The organism is Micromonospora sp. RL09-050-HVF-A, assembly GCF_019374995.1.
Taxonomy (GTDB): Bacteria; Actinomycetota; Actinomycetes; order Mycobacteriales; family Micromonosporaceae; genus Micromonospora; species Micromonospora antibiotica.
On the sequence record NZ_JAGKQP010000002.1, the window covers coordinates 64,228 to 87,318 of the forward strand.

Genomic DNA, 23,091 nt, shown 5'->3' on the forward strand with positions numbered 1-23,091 from the left:
TCCGACACCCTGTTGGCATGCCCCGGTAGCTGGACGGAGCAGAGGCAGCGCGTCTTGATCGGCGAGATGACGATCAGTCGGCCACCGCATCTGTCACCGCCGCCCGACCGCTCCTGGGACGGCGTGGCCCGAGACCTGCTTGCCGGCTTCTGGTTGGCCCGGCGTCCATCCCGACATGGCGACGAGCTCTTCCAACTCGGCGGCACCGAGTTCGAGCTGCGACTGCGGCGACGGCAGGGCAAGAATTCGGGAGTCTGGCTGGCCGAGGCAGTATCGATCACGACCGCCACTACGGTGCCGCGGACCTTCCGGGCAGTACCCGAGCAGGTGACCTTCGGGATGGTCTGGGACGAGCCGGAATGCGACCTGGTCGAGATCGAAACCGCCCTGCTCGACCGGAAGCGGCAGGTCCGCAGTTCGCGACAACGCCCGTCCAGGCAGGGCAACGGCGACCTCCACGCCCAGGTGCGCCTGCAGTACGGCGAGCTGGGCACGCTGATCGACCTACTCAAGCAGCGTGCTGAAGAGCCCGAGGAGACGATCGGAGGGCTGGCCCGTCCGACGCACCCGAAGCCGGGCCGACAGGCGGCGATCTTGGTCGACTCGACCGATGACGGTGTGGACGGCTTCCGCGGTAAGCGGGTCCGGCTGACCCGGGCAGATGGCGGGGCGTACAACACCGAGGTTCTGTCGGTGCGGCGCGGCCAGGTCCAGGTGGCCCAGCCGTCCGACTGTGTGTTCGAGCGGGATGAGGCAGTCACCCTGTCGGTCGTCCGCCCCTTCGGCATGCGGCAGAACGCCGAGGCGCTGGCCCGGTTCCGAGATGAGAACGTGGAAGGCGCCTGGGACGACCTGGCCCGGCTGCTCTGTAAGCCACAGGCGTTGTCCCTCCCAGAGCTGGCCCCGCCCCCTGTCTACTTCTGCGACGACGATCCGGATGTGCCGGCACTCAACGACGAACAGCGTCGGGCAGTGGTCGGTGCGATCGGCAGCCCGCACGCCTTCCTCGTCCAGGGGCCACCGGGCACCGGCAAGACCGAGGTGATCGGCGAGGTGATCCGGCAACTGGTGGCCCGCGGTGAACGGGTGCTGTTGCTGGCGCCGACCCACGTCGCGGTCGACGAGGCCCTGCGCCGGATCGGGCGGAAGCCAGGCATCCGGCCGCTCCGGGTTACCTGGAGCGACGACCGGGTGGACGAGGATCTGCACGCTTTTCTGCCGAGCCGGGTCGGTGCCGAGCAGGCTCGGCGGATCATGCGCCCCGGCGACCACGGGCAGCGGGGGCGGTGGGAGCGCGAACTGTCCAGAGTGCGGGAACGGTTGACCGAGGTCGCGACAGCCAGCGCGGCGGTGCACCGGTTGACGGCGGCCCTGGCCAACCTGACGGCGGCCAGCCAACTGGCCAGTGAGGCCGACGAGCGGCTCACCGTCGGGCGGGACCGGCTCCAGCCGGAACTCGACCGCTTGCGGGTGGCACAGGAGCGGCAGGAGGCCACGTTGTCGGCCGCCGCTGACGCGTTCAACCAGGCGGCGGAGTGGGAGGCCAAGGAGCGGGCCGAGATCGAACCGACCCTGAGGATCCTGCGTAAGGCGGCTACCGACCTCGTCGCCGTGAGCGGTGCTCTCCCTCACCTGGCACAGGCGTACCGGTACGCCGACGGGGCGTGGCGAGCGTCGATCACGCGGCACGAGAATGCAGTGGCCCGGTCGACTGCCGCGATCGTGCAAACGGAGCGTGCCGTCGCCCATGCCGAGGAGGCGCTGTTGTCCGCTCGGGAGGTGGCGATGCAGGCACGGATGCACTTCGACGTGGCGAAGCAGTGGGCGACTCCGTTCGACCGGGTGGCGGACCGGCTGGGCCGCGGCCGGATCGCCCGGACACGGCGAGAGGACGCCAGGGCCGAGCGGGACGTCGCCAGATGGCAGGAGGCAGTGGTCCACCAGCAGGCGAGACGGCGATGGCTGGTGGAGACGCACGAACGGCTGCTGCGCGACGGCCGTGCCGAACGGACCCGGCTGGGAGAACAGAACGTGGTCGCTCGGGACAGGCTGCAGACCGCAAACTCCCGGTGCACCGCTGCGGTGGATGCCGTCGAAAGTGTGGTCGCGGCGCTCGGTGGCCAGCTGCCTCGACCCCCTCTCGGCGATGCCGTGGCCGTCCGGCGGATCGGCGATGCGTTGAACGCGCTCCTGGCCGTCGACGGCCGGCCGGCGTACGGGTCGGACCGTCAATCACAGGTCGGTCTGGCACCGGTCGTCGACATGGTGGGGCGACTCCGGCTGGCGGCAGCGCAGCGGCAGGCACACGATGACAGCCTCCACGCGGTCCGTCAGGCGTTCGACGAGTCGGTGACGGCACTGCGTTCGAGGGCGGAGGCGCTGCACGCGGAACTCGTCGACCTGGGTTGGCAGGCGGACATGGCCGTCCAGGGAGTGGCGGCGGCCCGGGCCGTGGTGGAGACGGCCACCCGGGAACGTGATCGGCTGGTGGCGGCCGGCGAGGATCCGGTCGAGCTCGAACGGCAGCTACAGCGCCGCCAGCATGTGCTGGAGCGGCTGCCGGCCCTGGACGCGCGCTGGCGCGAGTTGGTTGCCGAGCGCACCGACGAGCAGTTCGTGGACGATGTCACACAGTCCCTGATCCGAGCCACCAATCTGGTCTGCGCGACCACCAAGGGCATCGTGGGCCGTGGCAGCGACATCGTTCGGCACACCGACTACGACACGCTGATCGTCGACGAGGCCAGCCGGGTGACCGAAAGTGAATTCCTGATCGGCGCCGTTCGCAGCCGCCGCTGGGTGCTGGTCGGCGACGAACACCAACTTCCGCCGTACGTCGAGCAGCGGGACGAGCACTTCCTGCACGCGCTCACCGCGCTGCACCGCCTCGCCCGCACGGCGGCACCGACCCTCGACCGGGCGGTTGAAGACCTCGCCGAGCTGTGGCAGGAGGACGAACGGGAACGCGCCTTCCGGACGGATTCGGTGGGTCGGGAGGCCGCCGCGTTGGAGGCGTCGGGGCAGTGGGCCACCGTCTTCCGGCACCGTTTCGCCGAGGTCCACAAGCGGTTCAGCCGGAACGGGGACGAAACGGAGATCGACCGGCGCCTCCTCCTGTCGATGCGCCGCTACCTGGCGCAGAGCCTGTTCCAACGCGTGGTGGGGGTGTGCAGCCCGCGACTGCGACAGCCTCTGGTACTGCAACGTCGGATGATCGCCCCACTGGCCCGGATCGTGGACGGACCCGTCTACGGTGGCCGTTATCGCTCGCCGTCCGACGCCGAACTCGCCGCCGCCGGGGTCACCCCGCTGGTGCTCCCGCGTCGGTTCGAAAGACCCGCCCTGTTTTTGGACACCAGCCACTACCAGGATGCCGCCGATGAGCAGGTACGCCATGGGTTCGTCAACGTCCGCGAGCAGGAGATGATCGTTCGGGCGTGCCAGATCTACAACGCGGAGCTGCGGGCCCCGATCAGTGTCAGCGTCCTGTCGTTCTACCGCGCGCAGGCCCGGGCACTGGAGAACCGGTTGCTCGGCCTGCGGCTTCCGATGCTCGACTGGGAGGTGATCGACGTCGTCGACCGCATCCAGGGCCAGCAGAGCGACCTGGTGCTGCTGAGCTTCACCCGGGCCAGCCTGTCCCGGGTGGGACCCGGGTACGGCAAGTGGTTGCAGGACATACATCGGCTGAACGTGGCCTGCACCCGGGCCCGCCGCGCGCTGGTGCTGGTCGGCCACGGCCGGACACTGCGGCAGTTGCGTACTGACGACCGCGCCCGTCGGTTCTATGCTCACCTGCTCGACCTGTTCGACACCGACGACAACTTCCAGCGGATCGAGCAGTTGGGATGATCACCTTCAAGTGGACGCCCCCGATCCAGGTGCCCGAGAATGCGACGGTGGTGGTGCGAGAAGCCTTGGTGCCGATGCTGTTCTGGACCTCGGTGCCGGTCGTCCGCCTCGTCTACGAGGAGTTGACGGTCGTCGATCGCCTAGTCGTCGAGTCGGCGATCATGCTGGCACCGATGCGGCCCGAGGACGTCGCGGAGGTGACCGGGATACCGGCCGAGGTGGTCACCCGGATCGCCGAGCGGCTGACCGGACTGGGCCTGCTCGACGTGGACGGCGGCGGGTACCGGGCGGTCGCCGAGGTGGCCGGCGCGGCGCTGGCGCGGCTGACCGTCCCCGAGTACCGGACCGTCACCATGACTTTCCTGTTTCTGCCGCACACCGGTGACCTGGTCGCCTACTCGCCGGGATCGCGCGGCACCACGCCACCGCCGTTGCACCGGGGCGCCCCGGCCGAATATGCACCGATGCCGGGGGAGATGTCCGACTTCACTGATCTGCTGCGATCACGCATCCGGGCCAGGGACGTCATCGGACTGCCGGACGACATCGTCGACGCTGTCGAGCCGGCCGAGCCCATGAGGATCGAGGCCGACTGCCCGGCGTACCGTTGCTCCGGCTGGATCAGCGGTGCCGGTGTCGCGCGGAAGCTGGTCCTCAAGGTGCGGGAGTCTGGCGGGAAGGCACCCGTGTCGCTGCCGCTGGACGGGGCGACCCGGCAGGCGGCCGAGTGGACGGCGCTCGCGGACCAGGCAGCTCACGCGGGCTCTGCCTGGGTCGACTCCGGGGGTACGGTGACAGTCGAACGGGAAGGCCCGCTCGACTGGGTGTACCGCCTCGACGCCGCCGCAGCCGAGGCCGCGGGGTCGGAGCTGCCGCTCACACCCACCGTTGGGCTTGAGATTCGGACGGAAACCTGCGTTCTGGGGGTCAACGTCCGGCTGATCGCGGCCGAACCGGCCGCCCGGCGGGTCTTCGCGAGACACGACGCCGTCCGCCGGCTTCGCGACCCCGGACCCGGCTCACTCGACCCCGACGCCCTGCGCGGCGCTATCGAGCAGGCTCGCGCCGCATACGAGTTGGCGGCGGACGACGTCACCGAGGACGACGTGGTTGACCTGCTGTGGACAAGCGGACACTGGCCGCAGGTCTACGCGCTGCGCCGTGACCGGGACTTCTGCTATGACTGAGGCGGCTACCGACCGGCAGGTGGTCACGCTCGCAGACCGGGTGGTGACCGGTGGTTTCTTCGTCCACCGATCGTCCGCGCCGCGACGGACCCCGTTCGACGGCGCAGTTGCCGACCCGGCGGAGCCGTACCGCCACTGCTGGACGTACCAAGGTGGGGGTTCGACGATCCGCGGAGAGCTGCTGTCGATGCTCGACGGCGCTCGCGAGAAGATCTTCGTTGGCACCCTGTTCCTCGGCGACCGCGCGGTCCGCGAGGCGCTGGTTCGCGCCGCGACAAGGCTGCGAGGCGGCGTGTACGTGCTGTCCGCCCTCGACGACAAGGGCCTGGACAAGGCGATCAACGAGGTCGACGACGGTATGTCGATCGACGACCAGACCGAGTACCGGAACTTCAAGGAACTGACCCGCCAAGGCATCTACGTGCGCGGCCGGCCCGGTGTGCACGCGAAGTTCGTCGTGGTTGACGACCGTGTCGCGCTGGTCTCCAGCGCCAATCTGGTGACCCGGTCCTTCGACGTTGTGGGCGAAAACGGCGTGGTCGTCACCGACCCCGCCCACGCCGGATACCTGGCCCGACTCTTCGCTCGGTTGTGGGCGGAGAGCCCATGGGAGATGCCCCCCGACCGGGATCACTACCTGGTCCAGTCCCGGGCGGTGGACCGGCACGGCACGATCGCTGAGCCAGCTGGCAACGGCCCTATCTGGACGTACGGCAAGCAGTTCGCGATCCTCCAAGCGATCCGGGAGACCGTCGACAACGCCCGCAGCGACTTGCTGCTGGCCACCTTCAGCGTGGCGAACATGACGTACCCGCTGCTGCGGATGACGGCACGACCGGAGATCCTGTTCGAGCCGATTCGTCGGGCAGTCGAGCGCGGGGTGCGGGTCCGGTTGCTGATGCGCGGTCGAAACCACATCCGCGCGGCGCGTGCGGAGGCCACCGCCTTCGCCGCCGCTGGCGTTGAGATCCATGCCGACCGGCTCACGCACGCCAAAGCGGTGATCGCCGACGGCCGCGACGGTGCTCTGTTCTCGGCGAACTTCCTCACCGACTATGGCCTGCTCGGTGGGGCAGAGGTGGGCATGCGGCTAGACGGCACGGCGGCGTTGGCCGACGCGGACCGCTACTTCCGCCACGTGATCGCCGAGGCAGACCTGGAGTTCGTCCGCGATCCGACCCTCGGTCGACTCGCGGAGTCGATCTACGCCGAGGCGCTCAACACTAAGTGGCGGCCGTCGGTGGTCGAGGTGCAGCGCGGTCCGGGGTTGGCGGTGTTGGCTGCCGGCGACGGGCCGGTGCTGTTCGAGCAGCAGCCGGACAGCGCGGAGATCCTTCTGTACAGCGGTCGTGATCAGCTGATCCTGACGCCCTCGCGGGAACCCGGCGGCTATCAGCTCGATCTGCTGCCGGGTAGTACGCGCTCCTCGGCGGAGCAGTTGGAGTTGTGGCTGACTGCCGCCCGCCCGGCCCGGGCTGCGGGACCCAGCCCTCGTCGAGGCCTCTGCGCCTCCCCGTTCAGGGTGCGAACGCCCTGAACGGTTGACGTCTTGCCCAACCGACTTACCAACTTCGTCATTGCCAGTTCGCAGTTCAGGCCGTCCTGCAGGGGTACGTCGCTCCACGGGGCGAGCCGGGGTGCATTGGTGGATGCTCCACCGGTGCTCGGTTGCAGGCGGACTCCGGCGATCAGCCGGCGCGGCGGTAATGCAGGGCCACTACACCATTGCGCATCGGCTTCGCCGAGAGCAGTTCGAGTCGGCGTGTGCTGGGCAGCCCGCCCTGGTACAGCCTCGGGCCGTGACCGGCGATCCGGGGGTGCAGGAGCATCCTGTACTCGTCGATCAGGTCCAGCCGGTCCAGCTCGGTCGCGAGGTTGCCACTGCCGAGGAGGACCCCGTCCGGGGTCGCGTCCTTGAGCTTCTGCACGCCCTCGCGCAGATCGCCGACGATGTGGTGGCTGTTGGTCCACGGGAAGTCCGTGCGCGTCGACGACACCACGTACTTGGCTTTGGCCTCCAACTTGGCCGCCCACTCCTGCATCGCCGGCGGCGCCTCCTGGTCACCGCGGGCGACGGCCGGCCAGGCGCTCTCCATCATCTCGTAGGTGACCCGACCCCACAGCATCGCCCCGGCCTCGTCCATGAGCCGGGTGAAGAAGGCGTGCGTCTCGTCGTCGACGACCCCCTCCTGATGGTCGGCGCAACCGTCCAGGGTGATGTTGAGGCCAAAGGTGAGCAGTCCCATGGCCGGCGAGTCTAACGCCCCCGGTGTCGCAGTTCGGGCGCGACATGCAGCCGAGAACAGCACTGAAGGACGATGCACATAGTCGTGCGTTGCCGGAGCCCGTGAATCACACATCCGCGAAGGCGGGTACCGCCTTCCGTCGGGCCCGGGCAATGCCCTCATGCGCGTTTTCCTGCTCGTCGTGGTCACCGGTCGCGGTGGCGATCGACAACGCAACGGCGTACCGGGCTACCGCCTCGGTGGTACGCCCCGCGGCCGTCAGGACGTCACCCAGGATGTTGAGTGCGCTCGCCTCCCCGTAACGGTGCCCGATCGAATGCAGAATGCGGATCGCCACGGTCAGGTCACCGATCGCCCGCGCGTGGTCGCCGCGAGTGCCGTGCACCGGCCCAGGTTCGTCAGCGCGACTGCTTCGCCGTAGACGTGGCCGGCCGACCGGAAGATGTCACGTGCCGCCGACAAATGCCCGGCTGCCTCGTCGTGCCGCCGGAGGCTGGTGCACACGTCGCCGAGGTTCGTCAGGGCCGCGGCCGCTCCGACTACGGCGCCAGTCTCGCGGAACAGAGCGGCGGCGCGGAGCAACTGGTCGTACGCCTCGTCGAAGTGGCCCGGGCGGGTGTTGGCGTTGCCGAGGTTCACCAGCGTGGACGCTTCGCCGTATCGGTCGCCGACGCGGCGATAGGCGGGGAGCGTTGTCGAGAAGGATGAGCAGCCTGCGGCCTGCGGTCTCGGCCCGGTACCTGGCGGCTCGGCGGTCGAGGTCGGTCGGGATGCTGGTGGCGGGAACGCCGAGGGACTCCAGGAGGTGTCCGAGCGCGGCCCGCCGACGGCGGCCGGCGTACGCCGATCCCGGGCAAGGGCATCCTCCGACCGCTGTGGGATGTCGGCAGGCGCACGGCCGCGGGCGATCCCGATCTGCTCGTGGCACGCCTCTGGGTGGAGCCGGCAGCGACGCTGCCACCAGGCGCCACCGGGTCGGTCCGCCTTGGCCCGCTGTCCCCGCCCCTCTGGAGACACCTGCAGCCGGGCATGACCATCACCATGCACGAGGGTCGGCCTGCGGTAGGAACGGCCACCGTCATTGGGGCGTCGAATACGTTTTGACCTTGGCCACGACACCGAGGCGGGAACGATCGGGTTCGGCGACACGCGTAGCGGGCGTTGTCCGGCAGGCGTACACGTAGGTGATGAGCTCGCCCCGTGGAGCTGCGGATGAGTGGATGTTTGCCCGGTCCGGACGGGATGCGACGCTGAAGGCATGGTCTCCCGATCGACGTGCACGTGGGTGGCTTCGGGCTGCCCGGCGACTTCCCGGGCCGTGGATGCGTCGATGTCTCTGACGACCGTGACAGCGTGGTGGAGGGCCAGGGGACCGAGTCCACCCTGCGGCAGGTCGATGACACCCACGCCCGAGCGGAGATCGGGCTTCTCGGCTCGTCCGCCCCGAACACTCGCCGGTCACTGGATCAGCGCGACGTCCGCCCGCCGGTGACACCCGGATGAGCCTGGTGTCGGCGTTCGTGCCGATCTGGATTCTCACCGTGGTCGGCTATGCGGCCTGTCGGTGGGGTCTGTTGGGCGAGGCGGGGGCGGCGGTACTCGGCCGGTTCGTGTTCCAGCTGGCGATGCCGGCCGCACTGTTCCTGGCACTGTCCCGGATGCCGCTGTCCGGGTTCGCCGGCCGCCCGCTGCTCGCCTTCGCGGCGAGCACCGCTGTGGTGGTCGGGTTCGGGTGGTTCGGTGCGAGCCGGCTGTTCGGTCGCGAGCCCGGCGAGCGGCCGATCTGGGGTATGGCCGCCGGGTACGTCAACTCGGCGAACCTCGGCATTCCCATCGCCACCCAGGTACTCGGCGACGTGGCGTTCCTGGCGCAGGTGGTGCTGCTACAGGTACTGGTGGTGGCACCCGTGATCCTGGTCGCCCTGGACCGGCACCGCGACCCCGCCGGGCAGATACGGGTCCGGCGGATCGCCTCCCTGCCGGTACGTAACCCGGTGATCCTGGCGTCGCTGCTCGGTGTCGCCTGCTCGGCTGCCGGCCTGCGGCTGCCGTCGGCGGCCGACGCGACACTCACCCTGCTGTCGGGCGCCGCAGCTCCGGCCGCCCTGGTCGCGCTCGGCGCGTCGCTGCACCACACGACGCCGTCGCGCAGCGATCGGGCCGCGCCGGCCGAGCTGGCCGTGATCACCGCGCTGAAGCTCGTCGCGCAGCCGGCCGTCGCGTACGCGGCAGGGCTGGCCCTGCACCTGCCCGCGCCGCAGCTGCTCGCCGTGGTGGTGTGCGCGGGCCTGCCGACAGCGCAGAACACGTTCATCTTCGGCCAGGAGTACGACGTCGGCGAGGCGGTGACCAGCCGCGCGGTGCTGCTGACCACGACACTGTCGCTGGCCACCCTGGCCGCGGCAGCGGCCCTGCTCAGGTAGGTCCGTCGGCGGAGACGTCCGGTAACGATGCTGAGCGATACCGACCGTGGCGCTGGCGGCCAGACCTGCCGATCATCGCCCGGCGAGCTGGTCCGGAGAATCTGGCCGGGGGAGCCTAGCCCAGGATCGCCTCGATCAGGCGCATGGTGCCGTCGCGCTCCCAGGTCGACTGGTAGTTGGCGACGGTCGGGCCGGGTGGATAGTGCGCGGGCATGTTCGCCCAGGTGCACCCGGTGCGTCTGCGGTGGTAGATCGCTTCCACGATCAGCCGGCGGTCGTGCAGCCGGCCCCGATGCGAGTCGCCGCCCGGCAGGATCGCCGCGACCTGCCGCCACTGCTCGTCGGTGATGCCGGCCAGAGTCGACGGCCCGTGCTGCTCGACCCGCTCGGGCCGGCGGGACGGTGGTCGCGGCGCCTCGACGGCTCTCGGCGTCTCGACGGCTCTCGGCGTCTCGACCGGTTCCGGCGGTCCCGCACCACCCTGCCGGCTCTCCCTGGCCGACAGCCGGGCCCGCGCCGCCGCCGCGATCTGTTCCCGGACCGGCAACGGCTGGGCCGGCGGATATCCGGTGAAGCCGGGTTCGAGGGCGGCGGTGAGGAGCCCGCAGGCCTGGCGGAGCTGCTCCCACTGCGGGGCGAGGGCCAGCAGGTGGGCGGTCGCCGGATCGTCGGGCTGCCCCTGCGGCCCGCCGAACGCCTGGAGGCGACCCAGGATCACCGGTTGACGGTGGGCGTACCAGGCCAGGACGCGGGCGATGGCGTCGTGCACCGATGACCGGTACTCCTCCTGGTACGGCCCGGCCAGGCTGAACGCGTACGCCTGCGTGTTGTAGTCGGCCATGTCGGCGGCGAGGTCCGGGCAGTCCGCCAGCACCTGCGGGAACTGGTCGGGGTCCAGGTAGTCCAGCCACCGGGTCGCCGGCTGGTCGCCGCCGTCAGGTGCCGGGTCCCCGGGCTGACCGGGCAGGTCCGGTTGCGCGACGGTGGCGGTCAGGTACCACTGCCGCAGGTGCTCGTCGCAGGTTGCGGCGAAGTACGGCAGGTACGCCCCGGCGATCTCGCCGGCGAGGGCCTCGGCGGCCACCGACCAGAGGGCGAACGTGAACCCGGTGTCCACCTCGAACACCTGCGCCAACCGGGCGACCAGCGCGAACATGTCGTCGATCTGGGCGACCTCCGCGACGAGCGTCGGATCGACCTCCCCGAACGCCACCGCCAGGGGGTGGTCGACCCACGGCGGCCGGACGGTGTCCACCAGCGCGACGATGAGCTGGTCCCGGTCCAGCTGCCCACTGGCGTGCTGCTGGAGCAGCGTGATCGTGGCCAGGCTACGGCGCAGCTGGTCGACGCCGGTGTGGGCGGCCTGCTCGTCGGCCCAGGCATGGAACATCGCCAGGCAGGTGCTGTTCTGCTGGGTGTCGGCCCAGGTGAGGCGCTGGAAGAACGCCGGCTGGTGCTCGGCGATCCAGGCGAAGGTCGTGGCGAACGTGTGTTGCCATGGTGCCGGCTGGACGTCCTGATGCGGATGCACGCCTGTCTCCCGGTCGGTGGGCGGGTCCGCACCAGCGTGCGCCGGATCTACCGGCCCGTTCCCCGGTCGCCGGCCGGTCCTGCGGGCAGTCCGGGTTGCCCCTGCGGGCAGCGCGGCCACGGTCGGTGCGGGCGCGGCGACGTCGAGACACGGTACCCACCGCCGAAGGCCAGCTGGACAGATCTGTCGAGACGAGTAGGTCCGAAGTCGGGCCAGTGGTCGTAGGCGATCCAGACCTGGTCACGGGCTGGCCGTGGCCCGGTTGTGTCAGATCGCGGCGGTCATCGCGAGGAACTGAGGCCGGATGCGTACGCCGAGCGGATGGGCACGCGATGATGGTGGCGTGAAGGCGATCTACCCTGACGACGGCGGTGGCGACCGAAAGGCGGATCCCGGGGCCGTGCCCGGCCTGCGCCCCGCGCCCGAAGTTTCGGCCGACGCCGCGTCCCGCATGCCTGAGGTCGATGGGTAGACGTTTGTGCTCCGCTCGAACGGGCTGGGCGGCACCGACTACGCCTGGGTCAGCGGGATCGTGAAGGATGGGGCAATGAGGGTCGCGATCTCGGGGACGCACGGAATCGGAAAGACCACCCTTGTCGAAGCGTTGTGTGCGTGTCTGCCGGGACATGTCATGCGCGACGAGCCGTACTACCTCCTGGAAGAGCAGGGGTACGAGTTCGATTTCCCGCCGTCGCGGGAGGACTACCGGGCGATGCTGGCCTGCTCGGTGCGGAGCATGCGGTCGCTGTCACCTTCCAAGATCGTGTTCGACCGTACACCGCTCGACTATCTCGCCTACCTGGCCGCGACCGGAGCGGACCCGGTGGAGGAGGCTGACGCCTCCGCGGTGCGTTCCGCGTTCGCGACGCTCGATCTACTGGTCATCGCGGTGATCACGCTGGAGAGCGAGCGGGTTCTGCCCGCTGCGGAGCTGCCCGGCCTCCGCTCGCGAATGAACGACGCGCTTCGGGAACTCGTCTACGACGACCCCCTCGATGCCTGGAACGACACTCCTGTCCTGGAGTTGGGTGGACCGCTCGACAACCGGCTGAAGGCGGTCCTTGACGTCCTCGAACCACCAGCGGCGGGTCCAGGTCCGGGGACGACCGAAGGCGGGGCAGGAAGGCCCTGGCCAGGGTTTTCACCATCAGCCGCGCCTGTCCCACCCGGTGACCGTCAGCGCGGCGGACCAGCCTAGGGATCATCAGCGACAGCCACGAGTCGTCCCGGAAGCGGTCGGACCTCTCTCGCCGGTGCCCACAGCCGTTGCCCGGGGTTGGGCATCTTGAGCGGTTGTCATCGAGCTCAAGGGTTCCCGAGCAGGTGCTCAGCGGCGCGTCATTGCTTCAGGCAGGACGGAACCCCGGTAGGGCAGCGGTTGGCCAAGACGCGCTGCCGGGCACGGGGGCTTCGGTGCTGACTGTTCCTGCGAGCATTCCGCTGTCCACGTGCAGCCTGACCTGCCTGATCGAGCTCATCCGCGATCGACGTCGCACATTCGGCGGCCGCCGGCGCTAGCTACCGGGGCGGCAGCGCGTACTGATGGTCCTGAGCACCTGCGCGACGGCGACATCCCCACCGCCTCGCGGTCGGCTTCGCAGTCTCGGTGACTACCGGGTGGCGCTACCTGCTCCAGGCCGTCGACGCGTTCGCCGCCTGCGCCGACGACCTCACCGCCACCATGCGCCGGGCCGCACGGTTGGCCTACGCGGTCCTCGACCGCATGCCGATCACGATCGACCGGGTCGCCGACCAGCGGCCCTGCCGGTCAGCGCACGTGCCACGGGGTGCGCCACCCCGACCGCGCAGACCGTCATCGTCCTCCCCGCCGCCGGGGACGGCCGTCGCCCACGATGAACATGGCTCATTCTTCGGTGCGATGGCGGGCGGCAGGAGCGCGGGTGGCCAGCGCGGTGATGAACGCGACGATCTCGTCGGGGTTCTCCTCGGCCATGAAATGCCCGCTGCCGGTGGCCCGGTAGGTAAGGTCCGGGGCCCATGCGCGCCAGAGCGCGGAGGCGTCGAAGCCGAGCTGGGAGCCCCAGTCCTGGGAGATGACACCGACGGGCATCGTGAGTTGCGCGCCGCGTTCACGGTCGGCGATGTCCATGTCGAGGTCGATGCTGGCCGTCGCGCGGTAGTCGGCCACGATCGAGTCGATCGCGGCGACGGAGCTGTCGACGTAGTAGTCGCGCTCTTCGCGGGTGAAGGTGGTGCCGGTGGGGTCCCAGGCGTCGAGGAAGGAGCCGAAGAACTCGGGACCGACGGCGGCGATCATCTTCTCGGGCAGGCCGGCTGGCTGGGCCATGAGGTAGAGGTGCCAGGCGACCTTGGCATTGACACCGTGCAGGACGGCCCAGGTGTCCAGGGTTGGCAGGACGTCGAGGATACCGAGGTAGCGCACTGCTTCGGGGTGGTCGAGCCCGGTGCGGACGGCGACGAGCGCACCGCGGTCATGGCCGATGAGCCCGAAGTGGTCAAAGCCGAGCTGACGGGTGATGGCGATGACGTCGTTGCCCATCGTGCGCTTGGAGTAGGTGCCCGGGTCGTCGGCGGCGGGCTTGCCGCTGGCTCCGTAACCGCGAAGGTCGGGGATGATGACGGTGTGGTCGGTCGCGAGTTTCCCGGCGACGTGGCGCCACATGTAGTGGGTCTGCGGGAAGCCGTGGAGCAGCACGACGGCCGGCCCCTGGCCGCCGACGGCGACGTTGAGGTCCACGCCGGTGTCGCCGGTGATCGTGCGGTAGGTGACGTTGTCGATCACGAATGGTGTGGTCACGAATCCTCCTGGGGTCGGTTGGTGGCGCGGGTTTCGGGATGGCCGGAGAAGAGGCCGGCAGGCAACGTGGTGGCGCTGGTGGAGGAGGCGACGAGCGCAGGGATGATCACGGTGTCCAGGAGCGCGGACAGGTAGGCGTCGTCGACCGCAAGGCCGTTCGCGTGACGGAGCAGCAGCACCGACCCGACGACCTCGTCGAAGGCGAACGGGCTCGCACCGGTGGGCAGCTCGCCACGAGCAACCGCGGCGTCGATGACCGCCTGCGGCAACCTGGCCCCCGTGGGACCCGCGGAACTCTCGATGGCGTCGCACAGCTCAGGGTCTTTCAGCCCCGCTTGAAGCAGCATCAATGCGGTGCCGATGTCGGCGGCAGCCATCGTGCGTTCCAGCCGCCGCACCAGGCTCAGGAGGTCCTCGCGCAGGGTTGCCCCCTGCGGTAGCGGGGACGTCGAGTGCTGGGCGGGCCCTGCCTTCACTGCGGCGATGACCATGTCCCGCTTGGATCCCCATCGCCGGTACAGACTGGCCTTCGACGTCTGGCAGCGTCGAGCTACCGCCTCGAAGGACAGGTCCTCGTACCTGTGCTCAGCGAGTACCTCGAGTACGGCCGCGGTGATCCGACGCTCAAGCTCGGCATCGCGCGGTCGGCCGCGGGCCCCTGACGACTCCTCATTCCGATACGCCACGTGTCGTATCGTATACCAGGATGTGGGGACCGTCGACCGACACCCCCGCCGGTACCTCGCCCGGAAGCGCTGATCGTGCAGCTCACCGCATCAGAGGGTGTGGCCGGGCGGCCTGTCTCCCGGCATCCGTGCTGGGAGGTGACGTCTGTCGGGTAGACGACGGCCGTTTCACCACCCAGCAATCCAGGGCGGACGCTGAGAGCGAGACGAAGCCCTTGATCGGAGGCACGAAGCCGCGGCAGCGGCGCGCCGGGGCGGAGGGTGGCACCGCTCGGTCACGCTGGGTGTTGGCTGACACGGCAGGTGGCAGCCCCGGACCTGAGCGCGGGCAGACCCGTGCAACGAGGAAGGCGGTTGCCATGCTCAACTCGTTTCTCCAGGCCCTTGCGACCAAACTGGTCGAGGAGATCCTCAAGCGGCTCGTCGAGTGGCTTTCGCCGAAGGTCCTGCACGCCGTGCCGCACCGTGCGTCGCCCAACTGCCCTCGCTGCGGCGGGTACGGCGTCCGCCGATGGGCCACCGGCGGCATGTGGGTGTTCCTGCCGTCGGTGCTGGCCTTCGCGTTGGGCTTCGGGTTCACCCTGCTCGGTGTGCCGCTGGCCGTGTTCACGGTCGTCGCCGCATTGGTAACGGACGGGGCCGGCGGGATCGTGCCCGCCCTGCTCGCGCCGCTCGGTCTTCTGGTCCCTGCCACCCTGATGATCGCAGGCGCGTTCGGTCTTGCCCACTACAACAGCTACCCACCGAAGTGGTGCGCCCGCTGCCACGCCCGGTGGCCGCGCCGTGAGCGAAACGAATACCTGCGGGCGTCAGCCCCGGTGTTGACCTGCGATTGCGGTCAGCGACTGCGGGTGCCCCGCACGGCTGCCGGAACGCGACTGCGCTGCCCCCGCTGCCGAACCGAACACGCCACCCCAGCCCCGGCCCGCCCCTGACACAGGGTCAGCGGTGCCACCGTACCGTTTGGCCCCTGGACCTGGCGGTGTGGGCGCACTCCGCACTCGGCCGGTCCGCCAGGAGGGGATCATCCCGTTCGCTGGGCTGGCCCCCGACCAGTTCCGCAAGCTGATCCGTCTCGTCGCCGAGCGTGACGGGGACGGGATCGCTGACGGTCGGCCGGGCCGGCAGTGGCCCTCGATCTGCCCGGCCGGGTGCTGCTGGTGGCCGTCTACTGGCGTAGGAACCTGGCGATGCGGCAGGTCGGGCCGTTGTTCGTAGTGTCGCATCCCGCCGCGCGCCGAGTCATCGACACGGGTGAAGATCTGCGCCGGCATTCGACGTCGAGCGGCCGGGGTCGGGCGCGCGGTGGTTCGACGCGAGAAGGACACGCGACCGTTCGCGAGCATCTAACTCATTCGACTCGGCTATTTATCTCCACGTTGTACGGGTCTATATTCTGGTTCACGAATCCCTGTTGCCTGAGCCGCCTGCCAGGGAGGTGATATCTACTCAAATTCTCGTGTTATCCCTGCCGCCCCTCACCCCTATCCCCGTTCTGGTCTTGCCTGTGCGGCCTGCCGGATTCGGGGCCCGTGCAGCTGTGCGCCTGATCCGCCGCCAAGGTCCGGGCAGTCAGGTGGCCAGGAATTGAATTTGTCTCGGTCAGGAGAGGGAGATGGGTAAATTCTGTTTTCCCGAAGACATGTCCGCCGTGATGATCGGCAGTGCCCGACGCGCTGCCGTCACCAGCGTGCTGGCGGTGCTGACTCTGGTCGTGGTGGTCGGTGACGCCTCGGTCGGTGGGGCGAACGGGAAGCCGGTCGGTCGAACCGCCGCGCCTGCGGTGGCCCAGCGACTGGTGGCCCAGCGACTGGTGGCCCAGCGACTGGTGGCCCAGCAGGCTCCGGCCGAACTCGGCGCAGTGACCGCCATCGCCGCCGGTTACGGACACAGTCTTGCCCTGCGCTCGGACGGCACCGTCCTCGCCTGGGGCCGAAACAGTGAAGGTCAGCTGGGTGACGGCAACCTCGACCCGAGTGTCACTCCGGTGCGGGTGTGCGCCGTCGGTCAGGCCGCCCCCTGCACCCGGTTCCTCACCGGTGTGATCGCCATCGCCGCCGGGTTCGTGCACAGCGTGGCCCTGCTCCGGGACCGCACGGTCGTCGCCTGGGGGCAGAACGTGACAGGTCAGCTTGGTGACGGCACCTTCACGAGTCGTTCGGTTCCGGTGCGGGTGTGTGCGGTGGGGGAGGTCGCACCGTGTAGCCAGTTTCTCAGCGGGGTCAGGGCCATCGCCAGCGGCGACTCAGACCACAACCTCGCTCTGCTGGGCAACGGTGCTGTCGTCGCCTGGGGTTTCAACGCCTTCGGTCAGCTCGGTGACGGCGGGTACGCCGGGAGTCCGGTTCCGGTGCGGGTGTGCGCGGTGGGGGAGTCCGCCCCCTGCGGCCGGTTCCTGACCGGGGCCAGGTCCATCGCGGTAGGTGAAGGGCACAGTCTGGCCGTCGTGGGGACCGGCCACGCCGTCGCCTGGGGCTTCAACGGCGCCGGTGAAGTCGGCGATGGCACCAGCGACAATTTCCGTACCATTCCGGTGCGGGTGTGCGCGGTGGGGGAGACCGCCCCCTGCGACCGGTTCCTGAACGGGGTGAGCGCCGTGGCGGCTGGCGCTTTCCACAGCATGGCGTTGCTGGGCAGCGGCAGTGTCGTTTCCTGGGGCTACAACGTCGAGGGTCAGGTCGGTGACGGCACACGCGATAACCACCGGCTCGTTCCGGTGCGGGTGTGCGCGCAGGGGCAGGTCGCACCCTGTGACCGGTTCCTGTACGGGGTGCGGCACATCGCCGCCAACGGTTTTCACAGTATGGCGCAGCTGAGTAGCGGTGGCGTTCTGGCGTGGGGCTACAACGGCTATGGACAGCTCGGCGACGGCACTCGCGTGAATCGTCTGACGCCGGTGCGGGTGTGTGCGGTGGGGGAAGTCGCGCCCTGCGGTCGATTTCTGTACTTGATTCGGGCGATCGCCGCCGGCATCGATCACAATCTCGCGCTACAGCCGAACTACACCGTCGTCGACTGGGGCTTGAACAACCACGGCCAGCTGGGCGACGGCACTACTAGTGACCGTCCCGTTCCGGTGCAGGTCCTGGCACCCCAGGGCCCGGCTGTCGTCAGGTGATGCCGGGTAGTGCCAGCGGGCGGATGCCGTCTCGGGCGTGATGTCGGGTGGTGGCGGCGATGTTGGTGACGCTGGTTGAGTTCCCCCCGCTTTGATGGAGCAGAGGAACGGTTCGGCGGAATCGACGTGCTCGTCAACAGCGCGGGCCGTGGCTGGTACGGCTCGATCGAGGGGGCCCCGACGAGACCATCCGCCGCACGTTCGACCTCAACCTGTTCGCCGTCGTCGAGGTGATCCGCGCGGTCCTCCCCGGCATGCGGGCACGCGGCGACGGCTGGATCGTGAACATGTCGTCGGTGGCCGGCCTCGTCGGCGCACTGGGTTCGGCTACTACGCGGCGGCGAAGTTCGCGATCGAAGGACTCACCGCGACACTGCGCGAGGAAGTCGAGCCGTTCGGGGTGCGCGTGCTCGCCGTAGCGCCGGCAGCCTTCCGCACCAGTGCCTTCTCCTACTTCCAGAACGAGACCGTCGACGCCTACGTGCCGATGGTCGAGGCCGTCAAGGCGGCGTTCGTGGACGCTCACGGCAAGCAGGCAGGTGACCCCGTTCGTGGCGTGCAGGCAGTGATCAGCGCGATGAACGCACCCGTTCCACCGCACCGGATCGTGCTCGGCAACTCCGGCTACGACGCCGTAGTCGCGATGCATGAGAACGCACTCGCGGAGCTGCGCGCGAACGAAAAGCTCTCACGCAGTGCGGACTTCTGAGCCTGTCGCCACAGCGGTGCCGGAGACCCGCGAGGGCTGCCATGCCGCGACCAGGAGGAGGGATCGAGTCACCTACACAGCCGACCCGATGAAATGCCCCGCATGTCTGTGCCGACCTGACCCTGGTCGGCGCCTCAAGCCAGTCCCGTGCTGCGCGGCCCGCATCGTGCCGCTGAGGTACCGCAGGGACACACCAGCACGCCCTCGCGTCCTGGCACCGAGAAACCGGAGAGTGGAAATGAATGACATCACGCTGCCCAACGTGGTCGAGAACTTCATCGCAGCCACCAACGCGCACGACGCGAACGCGCTGGCCGCGGTCTTCAGCGACGGGACCACCGTGCGCGATGACGGGAAAACCTGGACCGGCGGGACCGAGATCCGCGAGTGGATCCAGGGACACCTGATCACCCCAAGATCGTGCTCACACCGACCTCGTTCGCGGACGACCGGCTGGTGGCCTCCGGGGACGGCGACTTCCCCGGCGGGCCACTGTCCTTTTCGTTCGAGTTCGGCATCACGGACGACCAGGTTACCGACCTCGCGATCGCCCCCGCAGGCAAAGGTCGGCCGACACCCCCGCCGTCAGCTGTCGGAGCGGGTGGACGCTGAGGTGCAGCCACTACGCCGCGCTGGCCTGCGCAACACCGCGTCCCGGCGCGGGAGCGCTCGACCAACTCGCCCACGCCGTAGGCGGCGACTGCGGCAGCAGTCGGCCGAGGCAGGCGCGGGGCTGCCGACGCACCAGCATCCCGGAGTGTCTCGGTGACACAGTGCGCGCCGTACGCCGCCGGGTCCGGCGCAAGGGGAACGGCGGTGTGGGGCAGGTTGACCGCCACAACGATCATCGCGGCACCCTCGAACCCTGCCGGCTGCGGAGGAAGGAGGGCGGCTGGGTCTTCATCCGTCCGCCCTGGCCCGGTCCGCTGTCCTGCCCGGTCAGACGATGCGGACGGGGCCCGCCGCCTGCGTTCGTTCCACACGTTCACGGCGAGGGACGGGGGAGTGGTCGGTGGCCGTTACCGAAGGTGGGTGAAGATTCACTCAGGGCTATCGGATTCGACGGGCAGCGTTGTAGCATCGAACTCGACCTTGGGAGAGCAAGCCCCTTTTCGAAGTGGCGATTGGTGTGCTGATTCGGTGACCTCGCCGGAATCGACGTGAAGGCGGGTGGGAATTCGGGAATTCCTCGCGATGACGATGTGAATTCACCTCGCCCGTCTCGCGTCCTCCGGGTGCGGCGTAGGGCTGCTCGGTGGTACGGCACCGCCCGTGCGCCGACCCGGCGTCGGCCGACCATCACAAATTAACCTGACCGAAACGTATTGTGTGATCCGGCAACTGCCCTGTTGGTTCGCCGGGAGGCGACTCCCTGCGGACTCGACGAGCTTCCCTTGATTTTTCGACTAATTCCTATCAGGATGGCTCATCGTAGGGTGTCGGAACGAATGATCTCAGGCATTTCGTTGATCTGGTGGAGGTCGATCAAGGCCGCCTGCCAGCGTATTGCGGGCCCGGTGCGGCGGCCACCATAGAGTTGATTTCCCGGTCGACACGGTGTGACGGTAGTCGGCTCGGCCGGGAAAAGGATATCCGTCGTCGGGGAGATTCCCGGCGGCAATTCACCTTCGATGGGAATGCTGAGAATAGGCCCGGAGTCCGGGTCCGAGGTATGGGTCGGGCGAGCGCGTGAGCGGAACCTCACGCAGACAGCGCTGACCCGGCTGGCGCGGGGAACCGGCGCGGCGCTCCGGCTGGTGGGTGAGCCGGGCATCGGCAAGACCTCACTGCTCACCATCACCGCCCGGGCCGCAGCCGACCGCGGCTACCAGGTGTTCCACGCCGTCGCCGACCAACTTTCCCAGCAGTCACCACTGAGCGTCCTGCTCGCCTGCCTCGGAGTCCGCCAGCGGCCGGACGACCCGTCCCGGGCGGAGATCACCCAGACCCTGGTCGGCCAACCGCCAGCCTTCCCCGCCAACGGGTCGGCCCTGGCTGCCGTGGCCGAGATGCTGGCCTCCCTCGTCGACGACCTGTGTGCGACGGGCCCCACCGTCCTCATCGTCGACGACGCGCACTGGATGGACGAGGCGTCGACCGTGGTCTGGCGACGCCTTGCCGCCAGCGTCGAACACCTGCCCCTACTCCTGATCGCCGCGCACCATCAGGACCCGTCCCGTCCGACCCGTACCCCGGCCAACACCCTCCGGGGCCACGAACACCTGCTGAGCCTCATGCCGCTGGACGAAGCGGAGGTCTCGCAGCTACTGACCGGGCTGCTCGGAGCGCCACCCGGCCCGACCCTCAGCCGGTGGTCGGGCGCGGCGGTGGGTAATCCGCTCTACCTGCGTGAGTTGGCCGACGTCCTGGTGCGGGAGGACCTGGTCCAAGTCGTGGCGGGACACGCGGACCTACGTGACGACGACGACCGGATACCTCCCGCCCTCACCGCCGCGTTGACCAGCCGGCTCGGTCTGGTGCCGGACGCCGGGGACGTGTTGCGGACCGCCGCACTACTCGGCACCGAGTTCACCGTCACCGACCTGAGTGTCGTGCTGGGCCGGCCGGTGCGGGTCCTCGCCGACGTGCTGCAGCGGGCGGTCGCGGCCCGGATCCTCGCCGGCTCCGGGGAACGAATGACCTTCTGCCATCCGCTGATCCGCCAAGCCCTGTACGACGCCGTCGCGCTGCCGTTGCGTCGGGCGCTGCACCTCGACCTGGCCCGGGAGTTGGCCGCCGCAGCCGCCGAGCCGCTCACCGTGGCACACCAACTGGTGGCGGCGGGCGGCGTCGAGAACCGGTGGGTGCCCGACTGGCTCCACAGGTCCGTCCCCGCGTTGGCGGACACCGACCCGGGACTCACGGTCCGGCTGCTGCGCGCACAGCTCGGACAGCTTCCGGCAAAGGACCCGCACCAGCCTTCGCTGAGCGTCGCGCTGGCCCGCTCACTACAGATGCTGGGCCGGTGGGAGGAGGCCGCCGACCGGGCCCGCGAGGCCCTCGCGTCGTCGACCGGGCTGGACGCGCACGGCGAGCTGCACTGGCTGCTGATCCGCGCGCTCACCAACAGCGGGAAGACCGACGAGGCCGAGCTGATCCTGCGGCAGGTGCTCACCCGACAGGCGATACCCGAACCGTGGCGCGGACGCCTCCTGGGCACCCTGGCCCTGATCAGCCGGGCCGGCACCGGCGGGTCGGACGAAGCCGAGGCACTGGCCGGTGAGGCCCTCGACGCCGGTCGCCGCTCCGGCGACGACTGTGCGATCGCGGGCGCCAGCGTCGTGCTGTCCCTCACCCGCTCCGACCGGCGTGACCACCCGGCCGCACTGCGGCACGCCGAACAGGCACTCACCGCCCTCGTCGGTCACCCCGACCACCCGGAACTGGAAATGTTCGCCCTGCACTGCCGGGTGGTGAGCCTGCAGAACATGGCCCGGTGGAGGGAAGCCGACAGGGTGCTGCGGCTGTCCCATGAGATCCGCCGCCGGGCACACGACGTCGCCGCCGGGTCCATCGGCGTCACCGAGGCGATGCTGCACTACTGGCTCGGCCGCTGGGACGAGGCGTTGACGGCGCTGACCCCGGTCGCGGACGATCCCTGCGGGCCCTTCTATCCGGGTCTGCACCGGGGTGGACCTGCGCTACTGCGGCGGGGCGTCACCGCGCTGATCGCCGTCCGCCGTGACGACCGCGCGCTCGCCGAGGCGCACCTGCACCCCGCCACGCACGTGTCGGCCGACCGCAGCACCGACGAGGACAGCGAGGGTTTCCTCCTCGCCGCCCGGGCCGTACACGCCGAACAGCAGGGCGAACCGGAACGGGGCGCCGCCCTGCTCGCCACGATGCTGCAACACCGCCCCGACTCCGGCACGGGCCCCCACCACCCGTGGTTCGCCGACCTCATCCGGATGGCGGCGGCCTGCACGGACTCCTCGACCGTGACCGCTGCCCTCGAACTGACGCGGGTCTGGACCGAGGCCGAGCCAGTGCCGGGGCGGGCCGCGACCATGCGTCAGCGCTGCGTGGGCCTCGCCACCGAGAACCCCGAGCCGCTGCGTACGGCCGTGCAGCACTACCGGTCGGCCGGCCCCCGCACCGAGCTGGCGGCGACCCTTGAGGACCTCGCGGTGGTGCTGGCCGGCCACGGTGCGACCGACGAGTGCCGGGCGGCCGCCACCGAGGCGATCGACCTGTACACCCGGGTGGGCGCGACCTGGGACGTCCGACGCACCGAGGCGCGGCTGCGGGGCAGGGGCGTACGCCGAGGGGTCAGCGGCCCCCGCGCAGCCCGGCCGGTCTCGGGCTGGGCGGCGCTCACCGCCACGGAACGACGCGTCGCCGTGCTCGTCGCCGAGGGCCGTTCGACGCCCGAGATCGCCGCCGCGATGCTCCTGACCCGCCGGACGGTCCAGACGCACATCTCCCGCGCCCTGCACAAGCTCGGGCTGCGCAGCCGTAACCAGATCGCCCAGGAGGTGCTCCGCAACGCGGGTCCCGATGACGGATGACTCGACGAACCCGGGCCGGTTTTGTGGGTCAGCTGACGCATGTCTCGTTCGT

Annotated in this window: 14 protein-coding genes and 3 pseudogenes; 11 read left to right on the forward strand and 6 right to left on the reverse strand. The window is 69.8% G+C overall.

Annotated elements, in window-relative coordinates:
- The first annotated feature begins 66 nt into the window (after window positions 1-66).
- The 3 genes from J7462_RS00565 to J7462_RS00575 are packed head-to-tail and all read left to right on the forward strand — an operon-like array spanning window position 67 to window position 6,576.
- Window positions 67-3,852, forward strand: coding sequence for an AAA domain-containing protein (locus tag J7462_RS00565; RefSeq protein WP_219460172.1), 3,786 nt, complete (start codon window positions 67-69; stop codon window positions 3,850-3,852).
- Window positions 3,849-5,039: a hypothetical protein gene (locus J7462_RS00570; RefSeq protein ID WP_219460177.1), complete on the forward strand. Its 1,191-nt coding sequence runs from the start codon at window positions 3,849-3,851 to the stop codon at window positions 5,037-5,039. The genes J7462_RS00565 and J7462_RS00570 overlap by 4 nt, the downstream gene beginning before the upstream one ends.
- 19 nt (window positions 5,040-5,058) lie before the next feature.
- The gene (locus tag J7462_RS00575; RefSeq protein WP_219460181.1) at window positions 5,059-6,576 is read left to right on the forward strand and encodes a phospholipase D-like domain-containing protein; all 1,518 of its coding nucleotides are present in this window, start codon (window positions 5,059-5,061) and stop codon (window positions 6,574-6,576) included.
- A 151-nt stretch (window positions 6,577-6,727) separates the two neighbouring features.
- Here the strand turns inward: J7462_RS00575 and J7462_RS00580 are convergent, their stop codons facing one another.
- From J7462_RS00580 to J7462_RS00590, 3 genes are all read right to left on the reverse strand, one after another.
- On the reverse strand, window positions 6,728-7,285 hold the full coding sequence (locus tag J7462_RS00580) for a dihydrofolate reductase family protein (protein ID WP_219460185.1): 558 nt from the start codon (window positions 7,283-7,285) through the stop codon (window positions 6,728-6,730).
- 106 nt (window positions 7,286-7,391) lie between these two features.
- The gene (locus J7462_RS00585) at window positions 7,392-7,622 is read right to left on the reverse strand and encodes a hypothetical protein (protein WP_219460189.1); all 231 of its coding nucleotides are present in this window, start codon (window positions 7,620-7,622) and stop codon (window positions 7,392-7,394) included.
- Between the two features lie 2 nt (window positions 7,623-7,624).
- Window positions 7,625-7,924, reverse strand: a complete 300-nt coding sequence (locus J7462_RS00590; protein WP_219460192.1) for a tetratricopeptide repeat protein — start codon at window positions 7,922-7,924, stop codon at window positions 7,625-7,627.
- A gap of 860 nt (window positions 7,925-8,784) precedes the next feature.
- Between J7462_RS00590 and J7462_RS00595 the strand changes: the two genes are divergently transcribed.
- Window positions 8,785-9,708: an AEC family transporter gene (locus J7462_RS00595; RefSeq protein WP_219460194.1), complete on the forward strand. Its 924-nt coding sequence runs from the start codon at window positions 8,785-8,787 to the stop codon at window positions 9,706-9,708.
- A gap of 115 nt (window positions 9,709-9,823) precedes the next feature.
- Here J7462_RS00595 and J7462_RS33110 read toward each other — a convergent pair whose 3' ends face one another.
- Window positions 9,824-11,239: a transposase gene (locus tag J7462_RS33110; protein ID WP_219460198.1), complete on the reverse strand. Its 1,416-nt coding sequence runs from the start codon at window positions 11,237-11,239 to the stop codon at window positions 9,824-9,826.
- Between the two features lie 547 nt (window positions 11,240-11,786).
- On the opposite strand from J7462_RS33110, the pseudogene J7462_RS00605 reads away from it, so the two are divergent.
- Window positions 11,787-12,341: pseudogene (locus J7462_RS00605) on the forward strand (AAA family ATPase); the annotation flags it as partial.
- A gap of 762 nt (window positions 12,342-13,103) precedes the next feature.
- Here J7462_RS00605 and J7462_RS00610 read toward each other — a convergent pair.
- Window positions 13,104-14,018, reverse strand: coding sequence for an alpha/beta hydrolase (locus tag J7462_RS00610; RefSeq protein WP_308290673.1), 915 nt, complete (start codon window positions 14,016-14,018; stop codon window positions 13,104-13,106).
- Complete coding sequence (locus J7462_RS00615) at window positions 14,015-14,704, reverse strand: TetR/AcrR family transcriptional regulator (protein WP_219460204.1); 690 nt, start codon at window positions 14,702-14,704, stop codon at window positions 14,015-14,017. Before J7462_RS00615 ends, J7462_RS00610 begins: the two co-directional genes overlap by 4 nt.
- A 359-nt stretch (window positions 14,705-15,063) precedes the next feature.
- On the opposite strand from J7462_RS00615, the gene J7462_RS00620 reads away from it, so the two are divergent.
- From J7462_RS00620 to J7462_RS00645, 6 genes and pseudogenes are all read left to right on the forward strand, one after another.
- Window positions 15,064-15,639 (forward strand): hypothetical protein, encoded by a 576-nt coding sequence (locus J7462_RS00620; RefSeq protein WP_219460212.1) that lies wholly within the window; start codon window positions 15,064-15,066, stop codon window positions 15,637-15,639.
- Window positions 15,640-15,688: 49 nt separating this feature from the next.
- Window positions 15,689-15,957, forward strand: a pseudogene (locus J7462_RS00625) (transposase family protein); the annotation flags it as partial.
- A gap of 362 nt (window positions 15,958-16,319) precedes the next feature.
- A complete protein-coding gene (locus J7462_RS00630) occupies window positions 16,320-17,822 on the forward strand; it encodes an RCC1 domain-containing protein (RefSeq protein ID WP_219460215.1) in 1,503 nt (500 codons plus the stop codon).
- A 230-nt stretch (window positions 17,823-18,052) separates the two neighbouring features.
- Window positions 18,053-18,210: pseudogene (locus tag J7462_RS33525) on the forward strand (SDR family NAD(P)-dependent oxidoreductase); the annotation flags it as partial.
- A gap of 12 nt (window positions 18,211-18,222) precedes the next feature.
- On the forward strand, window positions 18,223-18,531 hold the full coding sequence (locus tag J7462_RS00640; protein ID WP_219460218.1) for a hypothetical protein: 309 nt from the start codon (window positions 18,223-18,225) through the stop codon (window positions 18,529-18,531).
- Window positions 18,532-20,168: 1,637 nt separating this feature from the next.
- Complete coding sequence (locus J7462_RS00645; protein WP_219460222.1) at window positions 20,169-23,039, forward strand: helix-turn-helix transcriptional regulator; 2,871 nt, start codon at window positions 20,169-20,171, stop codon at window positions 23,037-23,039.
- Window positions 23,040-23,091: the final 52 nt, after the last annotated feature.